26 protein-coding genes are annotated in these 24,272 nt (G+C 70.3%); 9 read left to right on the plus strand and 17 right to left on the minus strand.

Annotated features, from left to right (window positions below; translation table 11 throughout):
• Positions 1-82: 82 nt before the first annotated feature.
• Positions 83-1,060 carry a Gfo/Idh/MocA family protein gene (locus ACOQPQ_RS02515; protein WP_420637870.1) on the plus strand — a complete coding sequence of 326 codons (978 nt, stop codon included), beginning with the start codon at positions 83-85 and terminating at the stop codon, positions 1,058-1,060.
• Between the two features lie 100 nt (positions 1,061-1,160).
• On the opposite strand, the gene ACOQPQ_RS02520 is transcribed toward ACOQPQ_RS02515, so the two are convergent.
• From ACOQPQ_RS02520 to trpS, 16 genes are all read right to left on the minus strand, one after another.
• Positions 1,161-1,496 carry a cation:proton antiporter gene (locus tag ACOQPQ_RS02520; RefSeq protein ID WP_420637871.1) on the minus strand — a complete coding sequence of 112 codons (336 nt, stop codon included), beginning with the start codon at positions 1,494-1,496 and terminating at the stop codon, positions 1,161-1,163.
• Positions 1,493-1,768, minus strand: coding sequence for a monovalent cation/H+ antiporter complex subunit F (locus tag ACOQPQ_RS02525; RefSeq protein ID WP_420637872.1), 276 nt, complete (start codon positions 1,766-1,768; stop codon positions 1,493-1,495). Before ACOQPQ_RS02525 ends, ACOQPQ_RS02520 begins: the two co-directional genes overlap by 4 nt.
• Positions 1,765-2,274: a Na+/H+ antiporter subunit E gene (locus ACOQPQ_RS02530; RefSeq protein ID WP_420637873.1), complete on the minus strand. Its 510-nt coding sequence runs from the start codon at positions 2,272-2,274 to the stop codon at positions 1,765-1,767. The genes ACOQPQ_RS02525 and ACOQPQ_RS02530 overlap by 4 nt, the downstream gene beginning before the upstream one ends.
• Positions 2,271-3,764 (minus strand): proton-conducting transporter membrane subunit, encoded by a 1,494-nt coding sequence (locus ACOQPQ_RS02535; protein WP_420637874.1) that lies wholly within the window; start codon positions 3,762-3,764, stop codon positions 2,271-2,273. The genes ACOQPQ_RS02530 and ACOQPQ_RS02535 overlap by 4 nt, the downstream gene beginning before the upstream one ends.
• On the minus strand, positions 3,761-4,123 hold the full coding sequence (locus ACOQPQ_RS02540) for a sodium:proton antiporter (protein WP_420637875.1): 363 nt from the start codon (positions 4,121-4,123) through the stop codon (positions 3,761-3,763). Before ACOQPQ_RS02540 ends, ACOQPQ_RS02535 begins: the two co-directional genes overlap by 4 nt.
• Positions 4,120-4,596, minus strand: coding sequence for an MnhB domain-containing protein (locus tag ACOQPQ_RS02545; protein WP_420637876.1), 477 nt, complete (start codon positions 4,594-4,596; stop codon positions 4,120-4,122). The genes ACOQPQ_RS02540 and ACOQPQ_RS02545 overlap by 4 nt, the downstream gene beginning before the upstream one ends.
• Before the next feature lie 17 nt (positions 4,597-4,613).
• On the minus strand, positions 4,614-6,866 hold the full coding sequence (gene mbhE / locus ACOQPQ_RS02550) for a hydrogen gas-evolving membrane-bound hydrogenase subunit E (RefSeq protein ID WP_420637877.1): 2,253 nt from the start codon (positions 6,864-6,866) through the stop codon (positions 4,614-4,616).
• A 70-nt stretch (positions 6,867-6,936) separates the two neighbouring features.
• Positions 6,937-8,754: an AMP-binding protein gene (locus tag ACOQPQ_RS02555; RefSeq protein ID WP_420637878.1), complete on the minus strand. Its 1,818-nt coding sequence runs from the start codon at positions 8,752-8,754 to the stop codon at positions 6,937-6,939.
• The gene (locus ACOQPQ_RS02560) at positions 8,754-10,010 is read right to left on the minus strand and encodes an amidohydrolase family protein (RefSeq protein WP_420637879.1); all 1,257 of its coding nucleotides are present in this window, start codon (positions 10,008-10,010) and stop codon (positions 8,754-8,756) included. Before ACOQPQ_RS02560 ends, ACOQPQ_RS02555 begins: the two co-directional genes overlap by 1 nt.
• A gap of 69 nt (positions 10,011-10,079) precedes the next feature.
• Complete coding sequence (locus tag ACOQPQ_RS02565; protein ID WP_420637880.1) at positions 10,080-10,541, minus strand: hypothetical protein; 462 nt, start codon at positions 10,539-10,541, stop codon at positions 10,080-10,082.
• A 72-nt stretch (positions 10,542-10,613) separates the two neighbouring features.
• Positions 10,614-11,276, minus strand: coding sequence for a hypothetical protein (locus ACOQPQ_RS02570; RefSeq protein WP_420637881.1), 663 nt, complete (start codon positions 11,274-11,276; stop codon positions 10,614-10,616).
• Between the two features lie 85 nt (positions 11,277-11,361).
• Positions 11,362-12,309 (minus strand): nucleoside hydrolase, encoded by a 948-nt coding sequence (locus tag ACOQPQ_RS02575; RefSeq protein WP_420637882.1) that lies wholly within the window; start codon positions 12,307-12,309, stop codon positions 11,362-11,364.
• Between the two features lie 79 nt (positions 12,310-12,388).
• Positions 12,389-13,135: a type 1 glutamine amidotransferase gene (locus ACOQPQ_RS02580; protein WP_420637883.1), complete on the minus strand. Its 747-nt coding sequence runs from the start codon at positions 13,133-13,135 to the stop codon at positions 12,389-12,391.
• Positions 13,132-14,502 carry a MurT ligase domain-containing protein gene (locus ACOQPQ_RS02585; RefSeq protein WP_420637884.1) on the minus strand — a complete coding sequence of 457 codons (1,371 nt, stop codon included), beginning with the start codon at positions 14,500-14,502 and terminating at the stop codon, positions 13,132-13,134. The genes ACOQPQ_RS02580 and ACOQPQ_RS02585 overlap by 4 nt, the downstream gene beginning before the upstream one ends.
• Before the next feature lie 51 nt (positions 14,503-14,553).
• Positions 14,554-15,675 (minus strand): epoxide hydrolase family protein, encoded by a 1,122-nt coding sequence (locus tag ACOQPQ_RS02590; RefSeq protein WP_420640346.1) that lies wholly within the window; start codon positions 15,673-15,675, stop codon positions 14,554-14,556.
• A 36-nt stretch (positions 15,676-15,711) separates the two neighbouring features.
• Complete coding sequence (gene trpS / locus ACOQPQ_RS02595; protein ID WP_420637885.1) at positions 15,712-16,698, minus strand: tryptophan--tRNA ligase; 987 nt, start codon at positions 16,696-16,698, stop codon at positions 15,712-15,714.
• A gap of 161 nt (positions 16,699-16,859) precedes the next feature.
• Here trpS and ACOQPQ_RS02600 point away from each other — a divergent pair, with 161 nt between their 5' ends.
• From ACOQPQ_RS02600 to ACOQPQ_RS02635, 8 genes are read left to right on the plus strand one after another with little or no spacing between them, the layout of a single operon-like run.
• On the plus strand, positions 16,860-17,669 hold the full coding sequence (locus ACOQPQ_RS02600) for a segregation and condensation protein A (protein WP_420637886.1): 810 nt from the start codon (positions 16,860-16,862) through the stop codon (positions 17,667-17,669).
• Positions 17,670-17,675: 6 nt separating this feature from the next.
• The gene (gene scpB, locus ACOQPQ_RS02605) at positions 17,676-18,290 is read left to right on the plus strand and encodes an SMC-Scp complex subunit ScpB (RefSeq protein ID WP_420637887.1); all 615 of its coding nucleotides are present in this window, start codon (positions 17,676-17,678) and stop codon (positions 18,288-18,290) included.
• 1 nt (position 18,291) lies between these two features.
• Positions 18,292-19,026 (plus strand): pseudouridine synthase, encoded by a 735-nt coding sequence (locus ACOQPQ_RS02610; protein ID WP_420637888.1) that lies wholly within the window; start codon positions 18,292-18,294, stop codon positions 19,024-19,026.
• 43 nt (positions 19,027-19,069) lie between these two features.
• On the plus strand, positions 19,070-19,438 hold the full coding sequence (aroH, locus tag ACOQPQ_RS02615; RefSeq protein WP_420637889.1) for a chorismate mutase: 369 nt from the start codon (positions 19,070-19,072) through the stop codon (positions 19,436-19,438).
• A complete protein-coding gene (locus ACOQPQ_RS02620) occupies positions 19,438-20,511 on the plus strand; it encodes a prephenate dehydrogenase/arogenate dehydrogenase family protein (RefSeq protein ID WP_420637890.1) in 1,074 nt (357 codons plus the stop codon). Before aroH ends, ACOQPQ_RS02620 begins: the two co-directional genes overlap by 1 nt.
• Complete coding sequence (aroA, locus tag ACOQPQ_RS02625; RefSeq protein WP_420637891.1) at positions 20,508-21,791, plus strand: 3-phosphoshikimate 1-carboxyvinyltransferase; 1,284 nt, start codon at positions 20,508-20,510, stop codon at positions 21,789-21,791. The genes ACOQPQ_RS02620 and aroA overlap by 4 nt, the downstream gene beginning before the upstream one ends.
• Positions 21,779-22,453 carry a (d)CMP kinase gene (gene cmk, locus ACOQPQ_RS02630; RefSeq protein WP_420637892.1) on the plus strand — a complete coding sequence of 225 codons (675 nt, stop codon included), beginning with the start codon at positions 21,779-21,781 and terminating at the stop codon, positions 22,451-22,453. Before aroA ends, cmk begins: the two co-directional genes overlap by 13 nt.
• Positions 22,450-23,193 (plus strand): lysophospholipid acyltransferase family protein, encoded by a 744-nt coding sequence (locus ACOQPQ_RS02635; RefSeq protein ID WP_420637893.1) that lies wholly within the window; start codon positions 22,450-22,452, stop codon positions 23,191-23,193. Before cmk ends, ACOQPQ_RS02635 begins: the two co-directional genes overlap by 4 nt.
• Positions 23,194-23,214: 21 nt before the next feature.
• On the opposite strand, the gene ispH is transcribed toward ACOQPQ_RS02635, so the two are convergent.
• The gene (gene ispH / locus ACOQPQ_RS02640) at positions 23,215-24,252 is read right to left on the minus strand and encodes a 4-hydroxy-3-methylbut-2-enyl diphosphate reductase (RefSeq protein WP_420637894.1); all 1,038 of its coding nucleotides are present in this window, start codon (positions 24,250-24,252) and stop codon (positions 23,215-23,217) included.
• Positions 24,253-24,272: the final 20 nt, after the last annotated feature.

Consider the following 24,272-nt stretch of genomic DNA (forward strand, 5'->3'; position numbering starts at 1 on the left):
CGCTGAAGCTGATGGTGGCCGAGACGGCGACACACCGCTAGCTTGGCCGGGTGTTGCGGATGGTGCGGCGATGGGTGATGTGGTGAGTGACTTCAGGTTCGGGATGGTCGGTCACGGGATGATCGCGGGTCGGTTCGCGGAGGCCATCAGGGTCGTCGACGGTGCCGAGGTGGTGGCGGTGTCGGGTCGCAACCGGGCTCGGGCCGAGGCGTTCGCCGATGCCCACGGCATCCCGGCGGCCTACGGGTCGGCGGGGGAGATGTTGGCCGCCGGTGGACTCGACGCGGTGTACGTGTGTACTCCCCATCCGGCGCACGCCGACGCGGCGGTGGCGTGTTTGGAGGCCGGCGTCGGGGTGCTGGTGGAAAAGCCGCTGGCGCCCACCCAGGCCCAGGTGCGGCAAATTTTGGCGGCATCGGCCGCCGGTGGGGCGTTTGTCATGGAGGCCATGTGGACCCGCTTCCTGCCCGTCTACGAGATCGTTCGGCGGTGGTTGGACGACGGGCGCATCGGCCAGGTCACCAAGTTGTCGGCTTCCTTCGGTTTCCGGGTGCCGGTGGACCCGACCCATCGGTTGTTCGATCCGGCGTTGGCCGGGGGAAGTCTCTTGGATGTCGGGGTCTACCCGCTGGGCCTGGCCCGCTGGCTGTTCGGGGCGCCTCCCGAACAGGTGGCTGCGGTCGGCGTGGTGGGCGACACCGGGGTGGACGAGCACGTGGCCATCTCGGCCAGGTACCCCACCGGTGGCCTCGCCCAGCTCGGATGCGCGGTGGTGGCTGAGCTGGACCCGGTGGCGGTGATGACCGGCACCGAGGGCACCATCGAGATTCCCGACTTCTGGGGGGCGGAACGGGCCACCCTGCGTACCACCGGTGAGGAGATAGTTGAGGAGGTGCCGCACCGGGGCAACGGCTTCGAGTACCAAATCGAAGAAGTCATGGATTGCGTACGATCAGGAGTCCTCGAGAGCCACCGCATGCCCCATGCCCAATCGCTGGAGATGGCCGAACTCTGCGACCGACTGCGGCGCGACCTCCAGGTGTCCTACCCCTTCGAGTAGCTCCCTAACACCCCCTGAGGCGGGCGCCGCCACGGCCACCCCACCGGTCGGGTGCGGGGTGCGAGGAGCGGTGGGGCAGATGACGGGCCCCGGGGGTGGGTCAGCGGGGGTCTTGATCGGCTTCGTCTTCGGCGGGAGCGAGGTCGTCGACCAGTAGGTGGCGGTTGTCGGTGGTGCGGTGGACCGCCTTGAAGAGCAGGTGGACGCCGACGGGCAGGGTGAGGACCATGGCCGCGCCGGCAATGGCCAAAGCGGCGGCACCGCCGGCGCCGAGTTGGATGCCCGCGCCGACGGCGGCGATGAGGAACGCCACCGGGCTGGCCTTGCCCGCGGCGTGCAAGCGGGCGTAGGGGGTGCTGAATCGGAGGATACCGATGCCCGCCAGCACGGCAACGGCGCCGCCGATCACCATGAGGGTGGTGGCCAGGACGGTCACGGTCGGGCCTCTTCGGAGTCCATGCCGCGCTGTTCCTGCTGGAGGTAGCGGCTGGCGGCCACGGTGGCGGTGAAGCCGATGATGGCGATCACGATGAGGATGACGAGGTAGGTGGTGTCGTCGCGGCGGGCGGCGTCCACCGCGATGGCCCCCATGGCGCTGATGAGGGCCACGTCGATGGCCATGATCCTCTCGGCCAGGCCGGGGCCGATGACGAGCCGAACGATGCCACACGCCGCCGCGAAGGCGAACCCGCAGATGGCGAAGATCACAGCACGGCGCTTTCTTGTCGGGGGACGGGCAGGGCGTCGTGGGCCAGGCGGGCGAGCTGGCGAACGTGGGCGACGGTGTCGTCTCGCAGCCGGTCGTGGAGGAGGTGGAGGTACAAGATGTTGCGGTCGGGGTCGGCGTCCACCACCGCGGTTCCGGGCGTGAGGGTGATGGCGATGACCAGCAGCAGGAGATGGTCCCGACTGGAGAGCGGCACGTCCACGGCGATGATGGACTCGTCGGTGCTGTCGACCGGTGTGATGATCTCGACGGCCACATTCAGCGTGGACCGAGCCAGGTCGGCGGCCACCACCCCGAGGAGTCGCAGCAGGGGCCACAACCGAACGCCGCCCGCGCCCCGGGTGCCGACGCCCATGGCGGTGACGGCCACCGCTACCGCCAAGCCCGCCACCACGGTGCCGGGAGCGAGGTCGGCCCACAGACCGCACCACACGGCGGTGAGCGCCACCAGCGAGATCAGGCTGCGGAGTCGAAACAGTCGGCTCATGGGGCGGCCTGGCCAAAGGCGTCGGCTTGGGCGAGCAGGGCATCAGCGGCGTCTTTGCTGAGGTCGAACAAGGGGCCGGCGAACAAGGAGATGGCCAGGGTTCCGGCCACGGCGAGGCCGGTGGCGGCCACCATGGTGGCCCGGTTGCCCGGCGGCGTGTCGCTCTCGTCCTCGGGGGGGTCACCGGCACCCGGCGCCGGGCCCCAGAACACGCCGAGCCAGATCTTGGCCATGGACAACAAGGTGAGGGCCCCGGCCAGCAGGGCGGCGGTGACCACGACGGTGGACGATTCGGCGATGCCCGCGGAGATCACCGCGAACTTGGCCACGAAGCCGGAAAAGGGCGGCATCCCGGCCAGGCTGAGGGCCGGGATGGCGAACAGGGCGGCAAAGAGGGGCCGGCGGGCGCCGAGCCCGCTGGTGCGCTCCAGCGACCCGGTTCCCTGCTCGTTCTCGATGAGCCCACCGACCAGGAACAGCACGGTCTTCACCGGCATGTGGTGCACCAGGAACAAGATGGCCCCGGCCAGGCCGGCGGCGGTGAACAGCCCGAGGCCCATGAGCATGTAGCCGATCTGGCTGATGATGTGGAACGACAAGATGCGCTTCACGTCGGATTGCGCCAGGGCGCCGATGGCGCCGACGACCATGGTGACGGCGGCCAAAATCAGCATGGCCGGACCGAGATCGTCCATGGCGGTCGCCGAGTGAAAGCGGATGAGGGCGTACAGCCCGATCTTGGTGAGCAGACCGGCGAACACCGCGGTGATGGTGGTGGGCGCGGTCGGGTAGGAGTCGGGCAGCCAGGCGAACAGGGGGAACACCGCGGCCTTGGTGCCGAACACGACCAGGAACCAGGCGCCGATGCCGAGTCGGACACCGTCGGGAAGATCGGCCATGCGTTCGGCGGCCAAGGCGATGTTGACCGTTCCGGTGGCGGTGTAGACGAGGGCCACCCCGATGAGGAACAGGGTGGAGGCCAGCAGGTTCAAGGACACGTAGGTCATCCCGGAGCGGACCTGATCCCGCTGACCTTGGTGGGTGAGCAGGACGTAACTGGAGACCAGGATCATCTCGAAGGCGACGAAGAGCGTGAACAGGTCCCCGGTCAAAAAGGCCAGGGAGACTCCGGCGGTCAGCACGCACAGCAGCGGCCCGGTGAGTTCGGGGTTGGCCCCCCAGGCGGTACGGCGCTGGCCGATGGCGAATATCTCCACCACCACGATGATCATGAGAGCCACCGGCAACAGGAGCACGGCGAGCAGGTCGGCGACGAGCACGATGCCCAACTCCGGGTGCCAGCCGCCGACGCGGACGAAGTGGGTTCCCTGGTCGGCCACGTGGACGAGCGCCCCGATGGCCGCGCCCGCGGCGGTGACGAGCCCCAACAGGGTGACGGCGTCACGGAGGTGGGTTTGGGTGCGCAGCCCGAGACTGAGGGCGGCGCAGATGAGCGGGGCCACGATGGTGGTGGCAATCAACGCCGTCATGGGTCGTCCTGCTGGTCGGCGGACTCGGCGATCCGGCGGTCCTCCAAGTCGTCTTCGACCAGGTCGTCACCGGTCAGGGTCTGCTGGCGGCCGGCCAGCGCCAAAAGGAACAGGGTCAGCCCGAAGGAGATGACGATGGCGGTGAGGGCGAGGGCCTGCGGAAGGGGGTTGGAGATCTCCTCGCCGGTGGTGGTGATCGGAGCGTCGCCTCCGGGGCCTCCGGCGCCGAGCAGGGCAAGGACGGCGGCGTGTCCCAAGAGCGTGAAGCCGAGCACGATGCGGCTCAACGAGCGGGTGGTGATGAGGAAGAGGCCACAGGAGGTGAGGCCGCCAATGGCGAACAGCAGCGCGATGCTCATCGGATCTCTTCCCTCGGTTTGGGGGCAACGTCGGAGGGGGAGGGGTTCGGGGGCGCGTCGCCGTCCGGGGTTGGCTCGTCGAGCTCCGGGTCCTCGGTGGCGAGGCCGTCGAGGAGGGCGATGACGAGGCCGACCACGATGGCGGCGACGCCGATGTCGAACACCAGGGCGGTACCCGACTTGACGGTGCCGAAGAGCGGTAGGTCGGTGGACCACACCGCCTGATCCAAGAGGGGATTGTTCCAGAACACCGGCGCGGCCGCGGTGGCCACCACCACGGTGATCCCGGCGGCGACCAGTCCGAAACCGTGCGTGGTACGCGGGAACCCGGCCACCGAGCGCAGGGTCAGAACCGCGCCGAACACCAGCCCGGCGGCGAACCCCCCGCCGGGCCGATTGTGTCCGGCGAACAGCAGGTACGCGCCGACGACCAACCCGAAGGGGCCCGCGGCCCGAATGCCCAGTTGCGCCACCGGGGAACGTGAACGGATCACCGGGATCGCTCCAGACGACGGACGCGGGCCAAGGCCAGCACCCCCATGGCGACTGCGGCGAGGACCATCACCTCGCCCAGCGTGTCGAGGGCACGGATGTCGGTCAGTATCACGTTGACCACGTTCTTGCCACCCCCCTCGTCGACGGCGGAGGCCACCAGCTCGTCCACCGGGGCGCGGCCGGTGGGGCGTGCGCCGGCGGCCGCCAACGCAACGGTGACGGCCGCGCCGCCGACGGCGGCGAAGACAATCCGAACACTCCTCCAGGTGTTGCCGGCCGGGGGGAATCGGCGCCCGAGACGCCCCAGGCCGAGCACGAAGCCGACGACGATGATCGTCTCGACCAGCAACTGGGTGAGGGCCAGGTCGGGAGCGCCGCGAATCACGAAGAGTGAGGCCATACCCAGCCCGACGGCCCCCAGCGTCAGCGCCGCGCCCAACCGGGAGCGCAGGATCGTGCCCGCGAGTGCGGAGCCCACGGTGGCCACGGCGATGGCCCATTCGAGGGGGTGGTCCCACCACCGCAGATCGACGCCGGCCAGCGATACGAAGAAGGGCAGCGACGCCAGGGACGCGGCGGCCATCATGGTGGTGATGTAGACGGGGAGCGATCCGTGCTGGACCATCCCGGTGAACCGCGGTGACCACGTCAGAACGCCGTCGGTCAACGCATCGGCGCGTTGTTCGCCCACTGCTACGGGGGCGTTGCCGACGCCGCGCCGGGCCAGGGTGGCGCCCACCAGGGCTCCGGCCACCACCACCGCCGCGGAAATCACCAGGGCGGTGTTTACGCCGGGCCACGCGATCAAGCGGTGGACTTCGGCCGCAGGGTCGAGCTGGACCGCCGCCGGGGCGACAATGCGGTTGGCCCCGCTGACGGCGGCGTAGCCCAACACTCCGGCGGCGGCCAACAGCACCGACGGCACCGCCATCGCCGCCCGCAACGGGCGCACCGCGGTGGCGGGACCGGGGCCGAACACGCTGACGAGGAACCGGGTGGTGTAGGCCACGGTGAGCACTGACCCCGCGGCGATGGCGCCGGTGAAGACGATGCGGTTGGCCCAACCGAGTTCGAGGCTCGCTTCGATGGCGGACTCTTTGGCCATGAAGCCGATCAGCGGGGGCACACCGGCCATCGACAGCGAGGCCAGGGCGGCGGTGGCACCGGCCATCGGCATCGAGCGCCAGAGGCCGCCCAGTTCGGCGATGTCCCTCGTGCCGGTGCGGATGTCGATTTCGCCCACCACCAGGAACAACGTGGCCTTGAACAGGGCGTGGGCGAAGAGAATGGCCACGCCGGCGAACGTGGCCTTGGCCGGGCCGAGGGAGAACAGGATGACCATGAGCCCGAGCTGCGACACCGTGCCCCAGGCCAAGATCAGCTTGGCGTCACGGTGGCGGAGAGCGCCCACCGCCCCCCACAGCATGGTTGCCACCCCCAGGCATCCCCCCACGACCTGCCAGCTCACCGTGTGGCGCAGCGCCGGACCGGTCAACGCCATGAGCAGCACGCCCGCCTTCACCATGGTGGCGGAGTGCAGGTAGGCACTGACCGGCGTGGGCGCGGCCATCGCCCCCGGGAGCCAGACGTGAAACGGCACCTGAGCCGACTTGGTGGCGGCACCGATCAGGATCAGCACCGCGGCCAAGGTCGCGGTGGCCCCCGTTGCCGGGCCGAGGTCGCTGATGGCGTTGACGCCGGTGGTCCTGACCAACAGCAACAGGCCGGCCAACAACACCAGCCCGCCGATACCGGTGATCATGAGGGCTCGGCGGGCGGCGGCCCGCACGGCGGCGTCGGAGTGCTTGTGACCGATCAACAGAAAAGACGTGATCGAGGTGAGTTCCCAGAAGATGAACAGGGTCCACACCGAGTCGGCCCACACCAGCCCGAGCATGGAGCCGGAGAAGGCCAGCAGGGTGGCCGGGAACCGGGTGCCGCCCGGGGCCTGCGGGTCGAAGTACCCGACGGCGTACACGAACACCAGGGCGCCGATGCCCGCCACCAGCAGCCCCATGAGGTCGGCCATGGGCCCGATGCGAAACCCCAGCGACAGATCGAGGCCGTCCACCCACACGACCTCGGCCGTGGTGGGTGCCGCGTCGCTCACCAATCGGGCCACGACCCATGCGGCGGTGGCCGCCGGGGGCAGGGCCGCCACTGCCAACCCCGACCTCATGGACCTGCGGCCCGCCAGGGCCGCGGCCACGACGCCGATCAGGTGCGCAGCGAGCAGCCCCAAGACCATGGGCCACAAGATATAGGTCCGACCGGAAAAACGGTCACACCACGATCGGGCGGGTTGACCGTGGTTCGGATCACCCTCGGTGGAGTCGGGCGGCGGCGTCGGCCTTGAGGTGGCCCTTGGCCACCTTGCCCCCCGAGGACCGAGGCAGGGCGTCCAGGATGAACAGGTGCTCGGGCCACCACTCCCGGGACACACCCCGGCGGGCCAGGTGCTCCCGCAGCCCGTCCAGGTCCAACGCGGTGCCGGACACCAACTCCACGTAGGCGGCCACCCGCTCACCGAAGGTCGGGTCGGGGGCGGCCACGGCGGCCACCAGGGCGATGGCGGGATGGGTCATCAACTCGTCTTCCACCGCCGGGGCGCTGATGTTCTTGCCGCCCCGGATGATGAAGTCCGAGGTGCGTCCCACCACCCGCAGATAGCCTTCGCGGTCGATCTCCACGATGTCGCCCATGAGCATCCAGCCGTCCTCGGTGACGAGCTCGGCGTTGGCCTCGGGGTCGTTGTAGTAGCCGAGGGCGGTGGCCGGTCCCCGACAAGCAGGGCGGCCCCGCCCCCGTAGGTCGGGCAGCCTCCGGCCGTCGTCGGGGTCGTACAACCGGCAGTTCATCTCCGGTTCGCAGCGGCCCCCGGTGCGCAGCCGGGCCGATCGGGGATCGCTCCGGCGGGTGCCGCTCAGCATCCCGGTCTCGTTGGAGCCGTAGAAGTTCAACACCGTGCAGCCGGTGCGGTCCTCGAACTCGGCGGCCCGCTGTTCGGGGATGGCCTCGCCCCCGGTGAACATCACCCGCAACGAGGACAGGTCGTGATCGTCGAACGCCGGGCTGTTCAGCATCATGATGAACTGGGTGGTCACCGCGCACAGCACGGTCACCCGTTCGGCCTCGATCAGGCGCAACAGGGCGGCGGCGTCGAACTCGGCCATCACCACGGTGGGCACCCCGAGGATGGTCGGGGTGTAGTGGGCGGTCCACAGGCCGAAACCGAACGGGGCGGGCACCGGCACGCAGAACACCTCGTCGGACCCCAGCCCGCCGTAGTCCACCGCCTTCTGGTGGAAGTAGAACCAGCGGTTGTGGGTCTGCATCACGCACTTGGGCCGCCCGGTGGTCCCCGAGGTGGAGTTCAGCAGGCACAGCTCCGAGGGTCCGAGGCGGCGCTCCTCCACGATTTCGTCGAAATCGGCCACCGCGGCTGGGGTCGGGGCCGGTTGGCCGTCGAGCCTCAGGTCCGCCCCTTGGCCGACACCGTCCACGGTGAGGTGGGTGCGCAGGGCGGGCAGCGTGTTGCGGAGGTCGGCCACCAGTTCGCCCGCGGGCCGGCCGTGGTGCCGGGGACCGGTGATGATGGCTCGGGCCCCGGACGTGGCCACCAGGTGGGCGATTTCGGCTGGTCCGGCGCGGTGGCCGATGCCCATCACCACCACCCCGGCCCGATCGGCCCCGGTGAAGGTGGCGTGGACGGCGGCCCCGTCGGGGAGAATCACCGCGGCCCGGTCGCCCCGGTCCAGACCGGCGGCCAACAGGGCGGCGGCCACCCGGTCGGACAGGAGGTCGTAATCGGCCCAGGTGGTCCGGTCGACGCGGCCGTCGGGCCCCTCGGGGTGGTCGGGCTCCGCCTGCGGGCGGTGCCAGGTGAGGTAGGCGGGATCGTCGGGGCGCTGGGCGACGTTGCGCCGGATCAGGTCGGTGGGGGTGTGGTGGCCCCACCAGCCCGCCGCCACGTAGGCGGCGGCCACCTCGGGGTCGGCGGCGGGCAGGGGGTCGGGCGCCCGTTTGGAGTCGGTCGCCCGGTTGGGGTCGGCAGCGGGGCTGGGGTCGGTCGCCCGGTTGGGATCGGCGGCGGGGGCTTCGGATGTCCGGGGATCACCGGTGGGCGCCGGGGCCACTAGAAGGAGTTGGGGTCGGCGACCACCGCGTCGGGCACCGGGTGGCGGAACAGCTCGGCGGCGTTGGCCCAGCAGATGCGGGCCACCTCATCGGCGGGAACGTCGGCAAGCTGGTCGGCCAGGAGGCGCTGGGTGTCGGGCCAACTGGAGTCGGCGTGGGGATAGTCGGACTCCACCATCAGGTTCTCCACGCCGATGTAGTGGCGGTGGTCATAGGCCGACGGGTCGTCGATGGCGCAGAACCAGAAGTTGCGGCGCAGGGTGTCGGCCGGGGAGAGGGTCACGTCGTTCCAGGTGCCGTACATGGCGTCGTACTTGCGGACGTGCTCCAAGCGGTCGAGCAGTCCGGCCACCCACCCGGTGCCCCCCTCGCTGAGGGCGATTCTCAGGTTGGGGAATCGCACCGGGATCTTGGAGTACAGCCAATCCACCGCGGCGAACATGGCGTAGCCGAAGAACAGCACTCCCACGGTGTCGGACGGGGCGTCGGGGGCGGTGGCGGGTGACGTGCCGGAGGAGCCCACGTGCAGGCACACCACGGTGTCGGTCTCCTCGCAGGCGGCCATGATGGGATCCCAGTGGCCGGTGTGCAGCGAGGGGAAGCCCAGCGAGTGGGGGGCCTCGGAGAAGCTGATGGCCCGGTAGCCCCGCTCGGCGTTGCGGTACACCTCGGCGGCCCCCACCTCGGGATCGAGGAAGTAGGTGATCTGGCAGGGGATCATGCGTTCGGGACAGGCTCCCGACCACTCTTCGATGTTCCAGTCGTTCCAGGCCCGAACGGCGGCCAGGGCCAACTGGGGGTCGGTGGTGAGCTGCTGAAAGCGCTGGCCGCAGAACCCGGGCAGAAACGACGGGAAGCACAGGGAGGCGTAGACCCCGTTGAGGTCCATGTCGGCGACGCGGGCGGTGATGTCCCAGGCACCCCGGCGCATGTCCTCGAAGCGGGTGGGGTCGAAGCTGTACTCGCTGACCGGCCGACCGGCCACCGCGTTGAACCCCACATTGGGCAGCGAATGCCCGGCGTACACCCAGCTCTCGGACCCGTCGTCGAGGGTGACCACCCGGGGGGCGTCGTCGGCGTACTTGGCCGGAAACCGCTCGGCAAAGGCATCGGGGGGCTCCACGATGTGGTCGTCCACCGAGATGACCGGGGTCCACCGCGGCGCTCGCTCGGGTTCGGGCAGGAACGTCACCCGGCCCTTGACGTTCTGGGTGAACGAGGTGTCGGCGGTGAGGTCGTCCAGCGAAATGGCCATACCCAAGCTTGCCCCGAAGCACCGGGTCCGGGCCACTGCCCCTCTGCACGGGCGTCGTCGTGGGCCGGGCTACGGGGACGGGTCGGCCACCGAGATGCGGACCTGCAGGTCGGTGAAGCTGGGGGGGCCGAGGCCGTCGCTGCAGTGCAGGGCCAGGTGTCGATCTCCCGGTTCGACGATGATGCCGGCGTTGCCCAGCCAGGCCGTTTCCAGTCCACCCAGATCCCAGGCGTTCCACACCTCCAGCCGTCTGATTCGGTCGCCGACCACGGTCAGCTCCACTTCCGACGGGCTGGTGTCGGACCACAGGGTGATCACCTCGGAGACGGCTTCGTTCACCTGCAGCAGGCCGCCGACCGCGGCCAGCTTGAGGGCCTGTCGGCGGTCGGTGCGCGCCGCGGTGCGCTCCACCCGCACCTTGGTTCCCTCCGACGCCGCCAACCGCAACAGGGGTCGCACCTCCCGGCCACGGTGCTTGACGATCTCGAATCCATCGGCGAATTGATCACTGAACGTCGACGGTTCGGTCATGGCCGAAAGAAGGGGCCGAATCTCATGGGCTCGGTCATGGCCGAAAGAAGGGGCCGAGTCTCATGGGCTCGGTCATGGTCGACGGAAGGGGTCGAGGCCCTCGTCGCCCCAGGTGGGGGTCGGTCGGCGATGGTTGGCCCAGCAGTGGCGCAGCATGGGCTCGGGCAGGTCCAACTCCTCGGTGGTCCCGGTGCGGGGGTTGAACCGCTGGGGTGCCTTCCCGATGGCCATGAGGGCCTGGTTGTCGGCGCCGAACACCACCGACGACCGCCGTTCGGACAGGTTCTTCCAGTAGCGGCGGCGCACCGCGGTGATGGACGGGGGCGTACCCCGGGGCGTGAGTTTGAAGATGGATTCGCCCGCTTGCCACGGCCCCGGTTCGGGGGTTGCCTCGGGCCGAGATCCGGGGTCGGGGGCCGCATGCCCGGGAAGCGGGGAGTCGGCTCCCGGGACCGGGGAGCCGGAAGGCGGGTCTTCGGATGCCTGGGCGAGCATTCGGGCGGCGTCCGGCGGGGAGCCGTCTTGTGCAGGGGCCTGCGCCGGGTCCGGGAGGTACGGGGGGGCTGAGGGGGCTGGGGTACCGGTGACATCGGCCAACAGCCAGGCCGGGGTGCCCGTGGTGCGGGGTCGAAACGACCGGCGAATGGGTTTGCCCATCCAGTCCAAGATGATGGCCAATGCGGCCAACGCCAGCATGACCAGCACGAAGACGAAGAAGGTGGCGACCGAGGACATAGGGCTGCAGGGCCGATTGTACGCCCAACGCTACAGGGCCGGGGGCCGGACGTACGGGGGGCGAGGGGGGTCGGGGCCGGGGTGGTCAGGGTAGGCGGGCCAGCAGCATCAGGAGCAGTTCGTAGAAGCCGTCGGCGTCCACCTCGGTGATGTACTGGCAGTTGGCCGGGCGGTCGGTGACGTCCCACCAGTCCACCACGGTCATGCCCAGGGTGAGCGGGGAGTCGGTTTCCACCTCCACGTTGCAGTGGCGGCCCTGGTAGAGGTCGGGGCGCAGCAGGTAGGCGATCACGTTGGGATCGTGCAGCGGGCCCCCGAACATGCCGTACTTGTCCACGTCGAAACGCTCGTAGAAGTCGAGCATGCCCGCCGCGGCGGCACCGGTGCGGGTGCCCAGCCCCCGGATCTGCTCGATCCAGGCGTCGGTCATCAGCGCCTTGTGGGTCACGTCCAGCGGAAACATCGTGACCGGTGCCCCACTGCCGAGCACCACCTTGGCGGCGTCGGGATCCACGTAGATGTTGAACTCGGCGGTGGGTGTGGTGTTGCCGCCCTCGAAGAAGCCTCCCCCCATGCACACGATCTCCCGGATCTTTCCCGCCGTCTCGGGGGCGTTCTCCAACACGGTGGCCACGTTGGTGAGGGGCCCCACCGGACAGATGGTGATCTGCCGCTCCTCGGCGCCCAACAGGGTCTCGGTCATCCAGTCCACGGCGTGTTGGGGCCCCAGGTTGGTGACCGGCTCGGGCAGGTCGGCACCGTCGATGCCCGTGTGGCCGTGGACGTGCTCGGCGGTGACCAGCTCCCGGCGCAACGGGCGATCGCAGCCCGCGAAGACGGGTACGTCGTGGCGGCCCGCCAGCTCGCAGATCATGCGGGCGTTGCGGGCGGTCAACTCCAGGGGCACGTTGCCCGCCACCGCGGTGATGCCCAGGACGTCCAGTTCGGGGGCGGCCAACGCGGCCAGGATGGCGATGGCGTCGTCCTGGCCGGGGTCGGTGTCGATGATGATGGGACGGGGGCGGTCGCTCACGGTGATGCTCCTGGGTTGGCGGGTGGGTTTGGGGGGTCGGGCCGGGCAGGGTTCCGGCGACAGGGCATCGCCGGAACCGTCATCGTCGCCGCCCTGCTCGGGTGGCGGCCACCGCGTGGGCGGCGCGCTCCAGATGGTCGTCGAGGGGCGTCAGCTCGACCGGGCTTCCGGCGTAGGCCAGGGCCCAGGCCAGCAGGGTGTCGGCCAGCCCGGGGTTCTTGGGCAGCAGCGGGCCGTGGAGGTAGGTGCCCAGTACCCGCCCTGCCACCGCTCCCTCGCCGCCGTCGCTTCCGTTGTTGCCGTGACCCCGCCGCACCCGGCCGAGCGGGGTGCATCCCGCGCCCAGATGGGTGCGACCGGCGTGGTTCTCGTAGCCGACCACCGTGTCGGTCCGCCCGTCCAGGGTGGCCTCCATGACCACGTCGCCGATCAGCCGGCTGTCTCCTGCGGTGGTGTCGGCGTCCAGCAGGCCGATGCCCGCCAGTCGCCGACCGTCGGTGCTGGTGTAGCCGTGGCCCAACAATTGGTACCCGCCGCACACCCCCAGCACCACCGCGCCCTGCGCCGCGGCCCGGCGCAGGGGGTCGGCCTTGCGGGCCAGGTCGTCGGCCACCATGGCCTGATCGCGATCCTGCCCGCCGCCCAGGTAGTAGAGGTGGCAGTCGTCGGGGATGGGATCGGCCGGTCCGACTTCGACCACCGTCATGGAGAGCTCCCGCCACTCCAGGCGACGGCGCAGCACGGCGATGTTGCCCCGGTCGGCGTAGATGTTCATCCGCTCCGGGTAGAGGTGGCCGACCCGCACCGGTGGGGGATTGGGGCTCACTGGTCCTCCCAGAAGGCGGGCACCAGCCCCCGTTCCACCAGTACGGCCCGAAACTCCAACAGGGCGGTGTAGGTGGGCAGCACGTAGAGGTCGCCGTCGGGGCGGGCATGCCCCAGGGCGGCGTCGAGGGCGTCGGCCACCGAGGGCACCACCGACATCTTGTCGGGATCGAAGCCGGCGTAGCGGAACCGGAGGGCCAGGTCGAAGGCCCGGTCGCCCGCCAGGGTGAGCGAGGCCAAACGGCCGTTTGCGGGCAACAGCTCGTAGTCCACGTCCCAGATCCACGACACGTCCTGCCCGTCGGCGGTGCGGTCGTTGAGCAGCACCAGCAGGTGGAGGGGCCCGCCTTCCAGGAGCAGGGTGTGAATGTTCTCGTTGGCCCCGGCCGGGTTCTTGGCCAGAAGCGTGGTGACCCGCACGTCGTCGACGAGGGTGCGTTCGGCCCGACCGAAGGCGGCCTGCCGGTGGGCCAGCGCCGGTCCGATGACCTCCGGGGTGAGGTCGAGGGCCAGCGCGGTGGCCGTGGCGGCCAGGGCGTTGTAGGAGTTGTGCATGCCGGGCAGGCGCAGGGACAACTCGATGGGACCGCCGGGGGTGGCCATGGCCAGCCGTTGCCCGTCCAGGCCGTGCATCGCCACCCTGGTCGCCCGCACCTGGGGCCGACCGCGGGACAGGCCGCAGGCCGGGCACGACCACCGCCCGAGGTGGGCAATGGTGATCAGGTCGTATTCGAGGGGAGTTCCACAGCGGCGGCATTGTGACGAGTCGGCGGCGTGGGGGAGGTGAGGGCGACCGGTTCGGGGGTCGTCGATGCCGTAGGAGACGGTGGCGGGATGGTCGGCCACGATGTCGGCCACCGCGGGATCGTCGGCGTTGTAGATCACGGTGGTACCGGGCTCGAGCGCGGCCACCGCGTCCCCCCAGCGGCGGGCCAGATGCTCCAGCTCGCCGTAGCGGTCCAGTTGGTCCCGGAACAGGTTCATCAAGGTGACGGACCGGGGCCGCACCTTGGCCATCAGTCCCGGCAGGGCAGCTTCGTCCACCTCGAACAGGCCCAGTTGGGCGTCGGGAGCGTCGAGCAAGGCGGTGGCCACCCCTCGCTCCAGATTGGCCCCGGCGGTGTTGGCCACCACGTGAGATCCCGAGGCATCCAGGGCGGCCCGTACCAGGCGGGCGGTGGTGGTCTTGCCGTTGGTGCCCGAGATGAGCGCCACGCCGTCGGGCAGCGACCGGGCCATCTCCGCGGTGGACTCGGGGCGCAACCGGTTGAGCACCAGGCCGGGCAAGGTGGTGCCGCCTCCCCGTCCCGTCAGCCGCGACAACCGCCCGGCCCGGCGGGCGGCCCACCCGGCGGGCCCCGGGGGCAACGACGGCACTCTCACCGTCTCAGGGCTCCGGGCTCCGGGCCGGGGTGGGCCTCACCGGAAGCGGCGGAAGAAGGCGGCGATGTCGCGGGCCAGGGCCTCGGGCTCCTCCATGGCGGCGAAGTGGCCCCCTTCGGCCATGTCGGACCAGTGGACGATGTTGTAGCGGTCCTCCATCCAGTGCCGGGGGGCCTGCAGGATCTCCATGGGAAAGTTGGCCACCCCGATGGGGGTGTCGAGCCGGTCGGTCAGGCCCGCGGCCCCGGAGTGCATCATCTCGTAGTACATGCGGGCCGACGACCCGGCGGTGGCGGTGAACCAGTACAGGGAGATGTTGGTCAGCAGCCGGTCGCGGCTGACGGCCGACTCGATGGTGCCGTCGTTGTCGGTCCAGGCCAGGAACTTCTCGGCGATCCAGGCCAACTGGCCGATGGCGGAGTCGGTCAGGCCGTAGGCCAGGGTTTGGGGCTTGGTGCTCTGGATCTGCATGTACCCCGCGCCCTCGCTGAAGTAGATGTTGCTGCGGGCCAGCCCCGCCTGTTCGGCCTCGGTGAGGTCGCCCGGTCCGTCGTCGGGGGCGGTGGCGAACAGGAAGTTCACGTGGACCGCCTGGCAGTGGTCGGGGTCGTGGCGGCCGATGTTCTGGGAGATGAACGACCCCCAGTCGCCCCCCTGGGCGCCGTAGCGCGAGTAGCCCAGCCGCTCCATGAGGCGGGCGAACGCCTGGGCCGTGCGCACGGCATCCCACCCCCGGTCGGTGGTCGGGCCGGAGAAGCCGTAGCCGGGCAGAGACGGGGCGATCACGTGGAAGGCGTCGGCCGGATCGTCGGGATGGGTCAGCCGGCCGATGATGTCGAGGAACTCCACCACCGAGCCGGGCCACCCGTGGCTGATGATCAGAGGGTAGGCGTCGGGGTGGGGCGAGCGCTGGTGGATGAAGTGAATGTTCTGGCCGTCGATGGTGGTGGTGAAGTGATCCAGCTCGTTCAGCTCGGCCTCGGCGGCCCGCCAGTCGTAGTCCTCGGCCCAGTAGCGGGCCAGTTCCCGGATGTAGGCCTCGTCGGCGCCGTAGTCCCATCCGGTGTCGGGGAGCTGGTCGGGCCAGCGGGCCTCGGCCAGGCGCCGCTTCAGGTCGGCGATGGCCGCATCGGGGATGTCAACGGTGAATGGGGTGATGTCGGTCACGGATCTCCTCCGGGTCTCGGTATCGGCTCAGGTGGGGGAGCGGGGGATCAGCCCGGCGTTGGTTCGGGCCCGTTCCAAGGTGGTGGTGGCCACCGTCCGGGCCTTGTCGGCGCCGGCTTGGAGCAGGCGGCTGATCTCGGCCGGGTCGGAGGACAACTCTTGGTATCGGCGGCGGATGGGATCGAGCAGCTCGTTGACGGCGTCGGCGGTGTCGGCCTTGAGCGGCCCGTACTGGGTGTAGTCGTCGGCCACCGCCTGCGGGGTCCTCCCGGTGACCGAGGCCAAGATGCCCAGCAGGTTGGACACCCCCGGCTTGGTGTCGGGGTCGTAGCGGGCGTCGTTGTCGCTGTCGGTGACCGCCCGCTTGAACTTCCGGGTCACGCTGTCGGGCTCCTCCAGCACCCCGATGGTGCCGGCCGACTCCAGCGACTTGGACATCTTGTCGGTGGGTCGCTGGAGGTCCATGACCCGGGCCCCGGCCTTGGGAATCACCGGCGCGGGTACGGCAAAGGTGTCCCCGTAGCGACGGTTGAAGCGCTCGGCGATGTCACGGCACAGCTCGATGTGCTGGCGTTGATCGTCGCCCACCGGCACCAGGTCGGTGTCGTACAACAAGATGTCGGCGGCCTGCAGGGCCGGGTAGGTGAACAACCCGGCCGACACGAAGTCGGACCGGTCGGACTTGTCCTTGAACTGGGTCATGCGGCGCAGCTCCCCGAAGCCCACCGTGCATTCCATCATCCAGGCCAACTCGGCGTGCTCGGCCACCGCGCTCTGCACGAACAGCGTGGACCGTTCCGGGTCGATGCCGACCGACAGGAGCATGGTGGCCGCCGCCATGGTGTTGTCCCGCAGCTCGGCCGGGTCGGGAGCGGTGGTCAGGGCGTGGAGATCCACCACGCAGTACACCGCCTCGTGATCCTGCTGGTAGGCCACCCAATTGCGCAGCGCGCCCAGCAAGTTGCCCAGGTGCATCCCGCCGGAGGGCTGGATGCCGGAGAACACACGAGCCACGCCGGCCAAGCTACCCGTTGGGTGGCCGGCTCTCTGTGTCAAGTATTCCCAAATGCCCGCAGGGACCGGGGGCGGGTGCTGCGCATCGAGGTGGTGGTCGCTCTCAAGGCGATGCCGCCCAAATGCCCACAGGGGCCCCAGGTGGGTTCTACACTTGGCCGGTGACTGCTTTGGTGGCTGCGCCGGCGGGCCGCGAGCCGTTCGAAGTGCGAACCGACGTGTTCGAGGGCCCCTTCGACCTGCTGCTGCACCTGATCTTGCGCCACGAGGTGGACCTGTACGAGGTAATGGTGGGCGACATCGTGGACGCCTACCTGGCTGAACTCGACCGCATGGAGCAGCTCAGCCTGGAGGTGGCCACCGAGTTCGTGTTGATCGCCGCCACCTTGGTCCAGCTCAAGAGCAGCCGCCTGCTGCCCGACAGCGAGACCCCCGATCTGGACGAGGAGTTGGCCCTGTGGTCGGAGCGCGACCTGCTGCTGGCCCGCCTGCTGGAGTGCCAGACCTTCAAGGCTGCCGCCCAAGCCCTGGAAGGGCTGGCCGCAATGGCGGGGCGGGGCGTTCCCCGCCGGGCCGGACCCGACGAGCGCTACCTGGACCTGGTGCCGGACTTTCTGGCCGGGGTCGGTCCCGAAGATCTCCGAGCCGCCTTCGTACGGGCCACCGCGTCGCGACCGGTTGTGCGGGTGAACGTCAGCCACATCACCGACATCCCCATCAGTGTGGACCAGGTCACCACCGAGTTGGTGTCCCGCCTGCCCGACATGGGGACGGTGGGGTTCCGAGAGCTGACCGAGGACCTGGAGACGAGCATCGAGGTGGTGGTCTACTTCCTGGCCGTGCTGGAGCTGTACAAGCGGGGTTTGGTGGAGGTGGCCCAGGCCACCACATTCGGCCGCATTGCCATCACCTGGAGCGGGGCTCCCGACGAACTGGAGCCCCTGGTGGGGGTGGACGCCTATGACGGCTAGGCGCCCATGACCGGCGACAGCCTCGAGGCCCGCCAGGCGGTCGAGGCCATCGTGATGGTGGCCGACGAGCCGGTGCCGCCGGGAATCATGGCTCAGCTCATGGAGATCCCCACCGACCGGGTGGAGGCCATCTGTGCCCAGTTGGCCGAGGAATACCGGACCGAAGGGCGGGGATTCGAGCTGATCCGGGTAGCCGGGGGCTATCGCTACCGCAGCCATCCCGACGCGGAGCCCTACGTGAAGCGCTTCGTGGTCAGCGGTCAGAGCGCCCGACTATCGTCGGCGGCCCTGGAGACGCTGGCCATCGTGGCTTACAAGCAGCCGCTGTCGCGGGCCCAGGTGTCGGCCATCCGGGGGGTGAACGCCGAGGGGGCCATGCGCACGCTCCAACAACGCGGTTTGATCCAGGAGGTGGGCCGCGACCCCGGTCCGGGCAACGCTCGGCTGTTCGCCACCACGCCGACTTTCTTGGAGCGGCTGGGCCTGGACTCCCTCGACGAGTTGCCCCCGCTGGTGGATTTCGTGCCCGGCACCGAGGTGATCGAGGCGTTGGAGACCAGCCTGATGGCCGACAGCCGCCCGGTGGCCGCCGCCGACGGCCCCTCGGCTAACACCCCCTGAGGTGAGCGAGGCAGAGCGAATCCAAGACGCGGAGCGAATCCAAAAGGTACTGGCCGCGGCCGGTGTGGCCAGTCGGCGGGCGGTGGAGCAGATGGTGACCGAGGGCCGGATCAGGGTCAACGGGCACCCGGCCCGGTTGGGTCAGCGGGTGGATCCCGACCGTGACACGGTGGAGGTGGACGGCATTGCCGTCGGGTTGCGGGCCGATTTGGTGTACTACCTGCTGAACAAGCCGACCGGGGTGGTGGCCACCGCCGCCGACCCGCAGGGTCGTCCCACCGTGGTGGCCATGGTTCCCGACCATCCCCGGGTGTTCCCGGTGGGACGCCTGGACGCCGACAGCGAGGGTCTGCTGGTACTCACCAACGACGGGGACCTCACCCACCGCCTTACCCATCCGTCCTTCGGGATCGACAAGGAGTACCTGGTCCACGTGGAGGGCCGCCCCGCGCGCGGGGCCCTACGAACGCTGCGCGAGGGGGTGGAACTGGAGGACGGCCCGGCCCGGGCGGTGGCGGTGTCGAGGCTCGAGCCGTCGGTGTTGCGCATCGTGGTTCACGAGGGCCGCAACCGCCTGGTGCGGCGGATGTGCGAAGCGGTGGGCCATCGGGTGATCCGCCTGGTCCGCACCCGCATCGGCTCGCTGGCCGACCGCACGCTGGCGCCGGGAACCTGGCGGGAGGTGACCCGATCGGAGGTGCGGGCCCTGGAGCGCTCCGGCGGGGGCCGAGGGTGATCCGAGACGGGATTGGGCACGACCGCTCGGTACAATCCGGGCCGTGAGCCGCGCTGTACGCGCCCTGCGAGGGGCCACCACCGTCGACGCCGACACCCCCGAGCAGATCCAAGAGCGGATGATTGCGCTCTTGACGGCCATGTTCGAGCGAAACGACATCCACCACGACGACCTCATCAGCGTCTTCTTCACGGCCACCTCCGACATCAACTCGGCCTTTCCGGCGGCGGCCGCCCGCAAGTTCGGCTTGGGCGACGTGCCCCTGCTCTGCGCCCAGGAGCTGGAGATCGACGGCGGGGAACCCCTGTGCCTGCGGGTGCTCATCCACCTGGTCACCGACCGGGGCCGCCAGGAGTTGCACCACGTGTACCTGGAACGGGCCCGGGGACTGCGCGACGACCTTCCTGAATGATGCCGGACCGTGACCCCCCTTCTCGGGCGGCCATTGTCGGCACCGGTCTGATCGGCGGCTCCATCGGATTAGCCCTGCGGGAGCGGGGCTGGTGGGTGGTGGGCACCGATCAAGACGAGGCCGCGGCCCACGAGGCCCTGCGTCGCGGCGCCCTGGATGCCGTGGGGGTGGCACCCGAGGCCGACATCACTTTTGTGGCCACCCCGGTGGGGTCGGTGGCCACCGAGGTCCGCCGGGCGTTGGCCACCGGCCACGGGGTGGTGACCGATGTGGGCGGGGTGAAAGCCCCCATCGTGGCCGCGGTGGACGATCGCCGTTTCGTGGGCGGGCACCCCATGGCGGGCAGCGAACAGGAGGGGGTGGCCGGGGCGCGAGCCGATCTGTTTCAGAACGCGGTGTGGGTGTTGACCCCCACCGACCAAACCGACGACGGCACCCTCGTGCGAATCCGGTCGGTGGTGGCCTCGCTGGGCGCCGACGTGGTGTCGCTGCCCCCCGACCGCCACGACGCCCTGGTAGCGGTGGTGTCGCACGTGCCCCACCTCACCGCGGCCACCTTGATGGCCTTGGCCGACGAGCGCTCCGAGGAGCACCGGACCATGCTGCGGCTGGCGGCCGGCGGATTTCGGGACATGACCCGTATCGCCTCCGGCCATCCCGGCATCTGGCCCGACATCTGCCGGGAAAACGCCGACGCCATCTGCGCGGTCCTCGACCGGTTCATCGCCGCGCTGGGCGAAGTTCGTGCCCTGGTGGCCGAGGGGGACCGCCCCGGTCTGCTGGGCTTGCTGGAGCAGGCCCGAGAGGCCCGGGCCCACTTGCCCTACGGCATGGATCGGGACGTGTCGCTGGCCGAGGTGCGCATCCCGGTGTTCGACCGGCCCGGCGAGCTGGCCCGCATCACCAGCCTGACCACCGACATCAGCGTGAACATCTACGACCTGGAGATCGCCCACTCGGTGGAGGGGGGCCAGGGGGTGGCCATCGTGGTGGTCAACGACGAGGCCGTCCACCGGTTGCTGGAGGCCCTGCGGGCCCAGGGATACGCCCCCTCGTCGAGACCGTTGTCGTGAGCGTGGTCACCGTCGACGGCCCCCGCCGCTTCACCGGGCGCCTCCGGGTACCGGGCGACAAGTCGATCTCCCACCGGGCCCTGATGCTCGCCGCCCTGGGAAACCGACCGTGTACCGTTCGGGGCCTGTCCGACGGTGAGGACGTGGCCGACACCCGTCGGGCCGTCGAGGCGCTGGGTGCCCGGGTGGAGGAGGGGAGCGGGGGTGATGCCGCCACGGTGACCATCACCGGGGGGCTCACCGGGGCCGACGCTCCCATCTACCTGGGCAACTCCGGTACCGGCATCCGGCTTCTGGCCGGGCTGGTGGCCGGTTTCGATTTCACCACCACGCTGGACGGGGACGACTCGATTCGGAGCCGACCCATGGATCGCATCATCGCCCCCCTGTCGGCCATGGGGGCGTCGGTTCAGGGTCAGGGGGCCGGCGGTACGAGAGCCCCGCTGACCATTCGCGGCGGCGGGCTTCGGGGCATCGAGTACACCCTGCCGGTGGCCTCGGCCCAGGTGAAGGGCGCGGTTTTGTTGGCTGGCCTGCGGGCCGAGGGCCCCACCACGGTGCGCGAGTCGGTGGCCACCCGGGCTCACACCGAGGAGATGCTGGCCGCAGCCGGGGTCCGGGTACAGCGTGAGGGCCATTCGGTGACCGTCTGGCCGGGGGAGGTGACGCCCCCCGACGTGGAGGTCCCCGGCGACCCCTCCCAGGCCGCCTTCTGGCTGGTGGGGGCGTGTCTGGCGCCGAACAGCGATCTCACCGTGGAGAACGTGTACCTGGGCCAGGCCCGCGGTGGCTTCGTGAAGGTGTTGGCCCGCATGGGGGCCGACATCACCGCCGACCGGTCCTCCGGTGATGTGCGGGCCCGCACCGGCGAGTTGGCGGCCACCCGCGTGACGGCCGAGGAACTGCCGGGTTGCATCGACGAGGTGCCGATCCTGGCGGTGGCGGCCGCCGCCGCCCACGGGGTGACGGTGTTCGAGGGGATCGCCGAGTTGCGGGTCAAAGAGACCGACCGGGTGGCGGCCATCACCGGACTGCTTGACAGCCTCGGGGTCCGCGGTCGCGTCCATGGCAATGCCCTGGAGGTGGACGGCGCCGGTTCCGCCGAGAAGTTTCGCCCCGGTACGGTGGCCTGCCGTGGTGACCATCGGATGGCCATGGCCGCAGCCATCGCCGGGGCGGCGGGGGGCGGGTCGGTGACCATCGAGGGCTTCGACGCCACCCGCACCAGTTATCCGGGTTTTGCCGCCGACCTGAGCCGGGTCACCGGGTGGGCCCCGTGACCCCCAGTGGCCGTCCGCCGGGTGCCGCCCCGAGGGTGATCGCCATCGACGGGCCCGCCGGCTCGGGCAAGTCGACCGTGGCCCGGCGGCTGGCCGAGCGGCTGGGTCTGGAGTATCTGGACACCGGGGCCATGTACCGGTCGGTGGCCTTCGCCGCCATGGCCCGGGAGGTGGACTTGGCCGACACCGAGGCCATCGTGGAGTTGGCCCGGACCAGCGACATCCGGGTGGAGAGCACCTCGGTCACCGTCGACGGGGTGGACGCCACCACCCAGATCCGGGGCCCCGAGGTCACCCGGTCGGTGAGCACGGTGGCCGCCATCTCCGGGGTGCGCGACGTGCTGCGGCTGCGTCAGCGAGCGTGGGTGACGGCCCGAGGCGGCGGGGTGCTGGAGGGGCGGGACATCGGCACGGTGGTGTTTCCCGACGCCGAGCTGAAGGTGTACCTGAGCGCTTCCGCCCGGACCCGGGCCGAGCGCCGGGCCGGTGAGGTGAGCGCCCTCGACTACGAGACGGTGGCCGCCGACCTGGCCGCCCGGGATGCGGCCGACTCCACCCGGCAGCACGATCCCCTGGCCCAGGCGCCCGACGCGGTGGTCATCGACACCACCGATCTCACCGTGGACGAGGTGGTCGATCAGTTGCTGGCCCGGCTGCGATGAGCCCGGCGGAACCGGACCACCCCGACCAGCTCCGCCCGGAGGAGCTGGAGGCCAAGGGCCGGGTGGCCGCGGTGGTGTTTCACTTCTTCATCCAGCGGCTGGCCCGAGCCGTGTTCGGGGCCTACTTCCGCTGCTTCACCCGAGGGCGGCGGAACTTGCCCCCCAGCGGGGCGGTCATCATCGCCCCCACCCACCGCTCCAATCTGGACACCCCCATGGTCGGCGCCTCGGCCCGCCGGCCGTTGCGCTACTTCGCCAAGAGCGGGTTGTTCCGGGGGCCGATCACCACCTGGATCGTGGTGGTCATGGGAGGCTTTCCCGTTCGGCGGGACATGGTGGACCGCAGCGCGCTGAAGGCCGCGTTGGCCGTGCTGGAGGCCGGTCAGCCGCTGGTGGTGTTCCCGGAGGGGGAGCGCAAGTCCGGTACCCGGATCCATCCCCTGTTGGACGGGGCCGCGTGGCTGGCGGCCAAGGCCCAGGTGCCGGTGGTGCCGGTGGCCATCGGGGGGACCGAGCGGGCCATGGGCATCGGGGTGCGCATGCCCCGCCCGCGGGCGGTGCGCCTGGTGTGGGGTGAGCCTCTGGCTCCCCCCGCGGTGGACGATCGGGGTCGCATCAGCCGGGACGGGTTGCGGGCCTACTCCGAGGAACTCCGCGAGGTGCTCCAGAACATGTTCGACGACGTGCAACGCAGGCTGGGCATCCCGGTGTGGACGCCCGGCGACCCCGAAGCGGAGTAGCGCCCCTGACTTCCGGCGCGCTCAGCGGCCGGCGATCAGGTCGTCCAGGACGTCGCTGGCCGCCACTTGGCGGTCGATCATGGGGGCGGGCGACGGCGTTCCCCCCAGGCTGAACGAGACCAACGTGCCCGAGGCCTCGATCAGATCACGCAGATTCCGGGGCGGGGGGAAGTACTCGTCCTCGTCGGTGATCGACACCTCCTCGATGCCCTCGGTCGGGTTGAGGCGGTCGAGCACCTCGTTGATCAGCTCCTCGGGGGCCGAGGCTCCGGCGGTGAGTCCCACCACGCCGGAGATGTCGTCGGGCAGCTCCGAGGCCCGGTTGACCCGGAACACCCGTTCGCAACCCAGTTCCCGGGCCAGTTTCTCCAGGGCCCGGGTGTTGGAGGAGTTGGCCGAACCGACGATGACCACCGTGTCGCATTGCTCGGCGATGGCGGTCAGCGCGGCCTGCCGGTTGGTGGTGGCAAAGCACAGGTCGCTGCGTCCCGGCGTCCACATGTCGGGGAACCGGTCCCGGGCGGCGTGCAGCACCCCCTCCCAGTCGCGGTGCGACAGGGTGGTTTGGGCGAGAAGGGCCACCGGCTCCTCGAAGTCGGGCAGCGCCTCCACGCCGTCGATGTCGTCCACCGGGTGGATGGCCATGGGGGCCACCGCCATGGTGCCCACGGCCTCCTCGTGGTCCTCGTGGCCCACGTAGATGATGCGGTACCCCTTGTTGGCCCGAACCTTCACCTCGTGGTGCACCTTGGTGACCAAAGGGCACACCGCGTCCACCATGTAGCTGGCCCGCTCCGAGGCGGCGGCCACCACTTCGGGGGCCGAGCCGTGGGCCGACAACATGATCGGGCGGCCGGGGGGAACTTCGGCGATGTCGTCCACGAACACCACCCCGAGCTGCTCGAAACGGCGTACCACCAGCTTGTTGTGCACGATCTCGTGGTAGCAGTACACCGGTTTGTCGAAGGTGCGGACCAACCAGGCCAACGCCTTGATGGCCATTTCCACGCCGGCACAGAACCCCCGCGGGGCGGCCAGGATCACCTTCTCCACGTACACGAGGTCAATCTACCCCGTTG

The organism is Candidatus Poriferisocius sp. (assembly GCF_965219775.1).
Classification (GTDB): Bacteria; Actinomycetota; Acidimicrobiia; order Acidimicrobiales; family Bin134; genus Poriferisocius.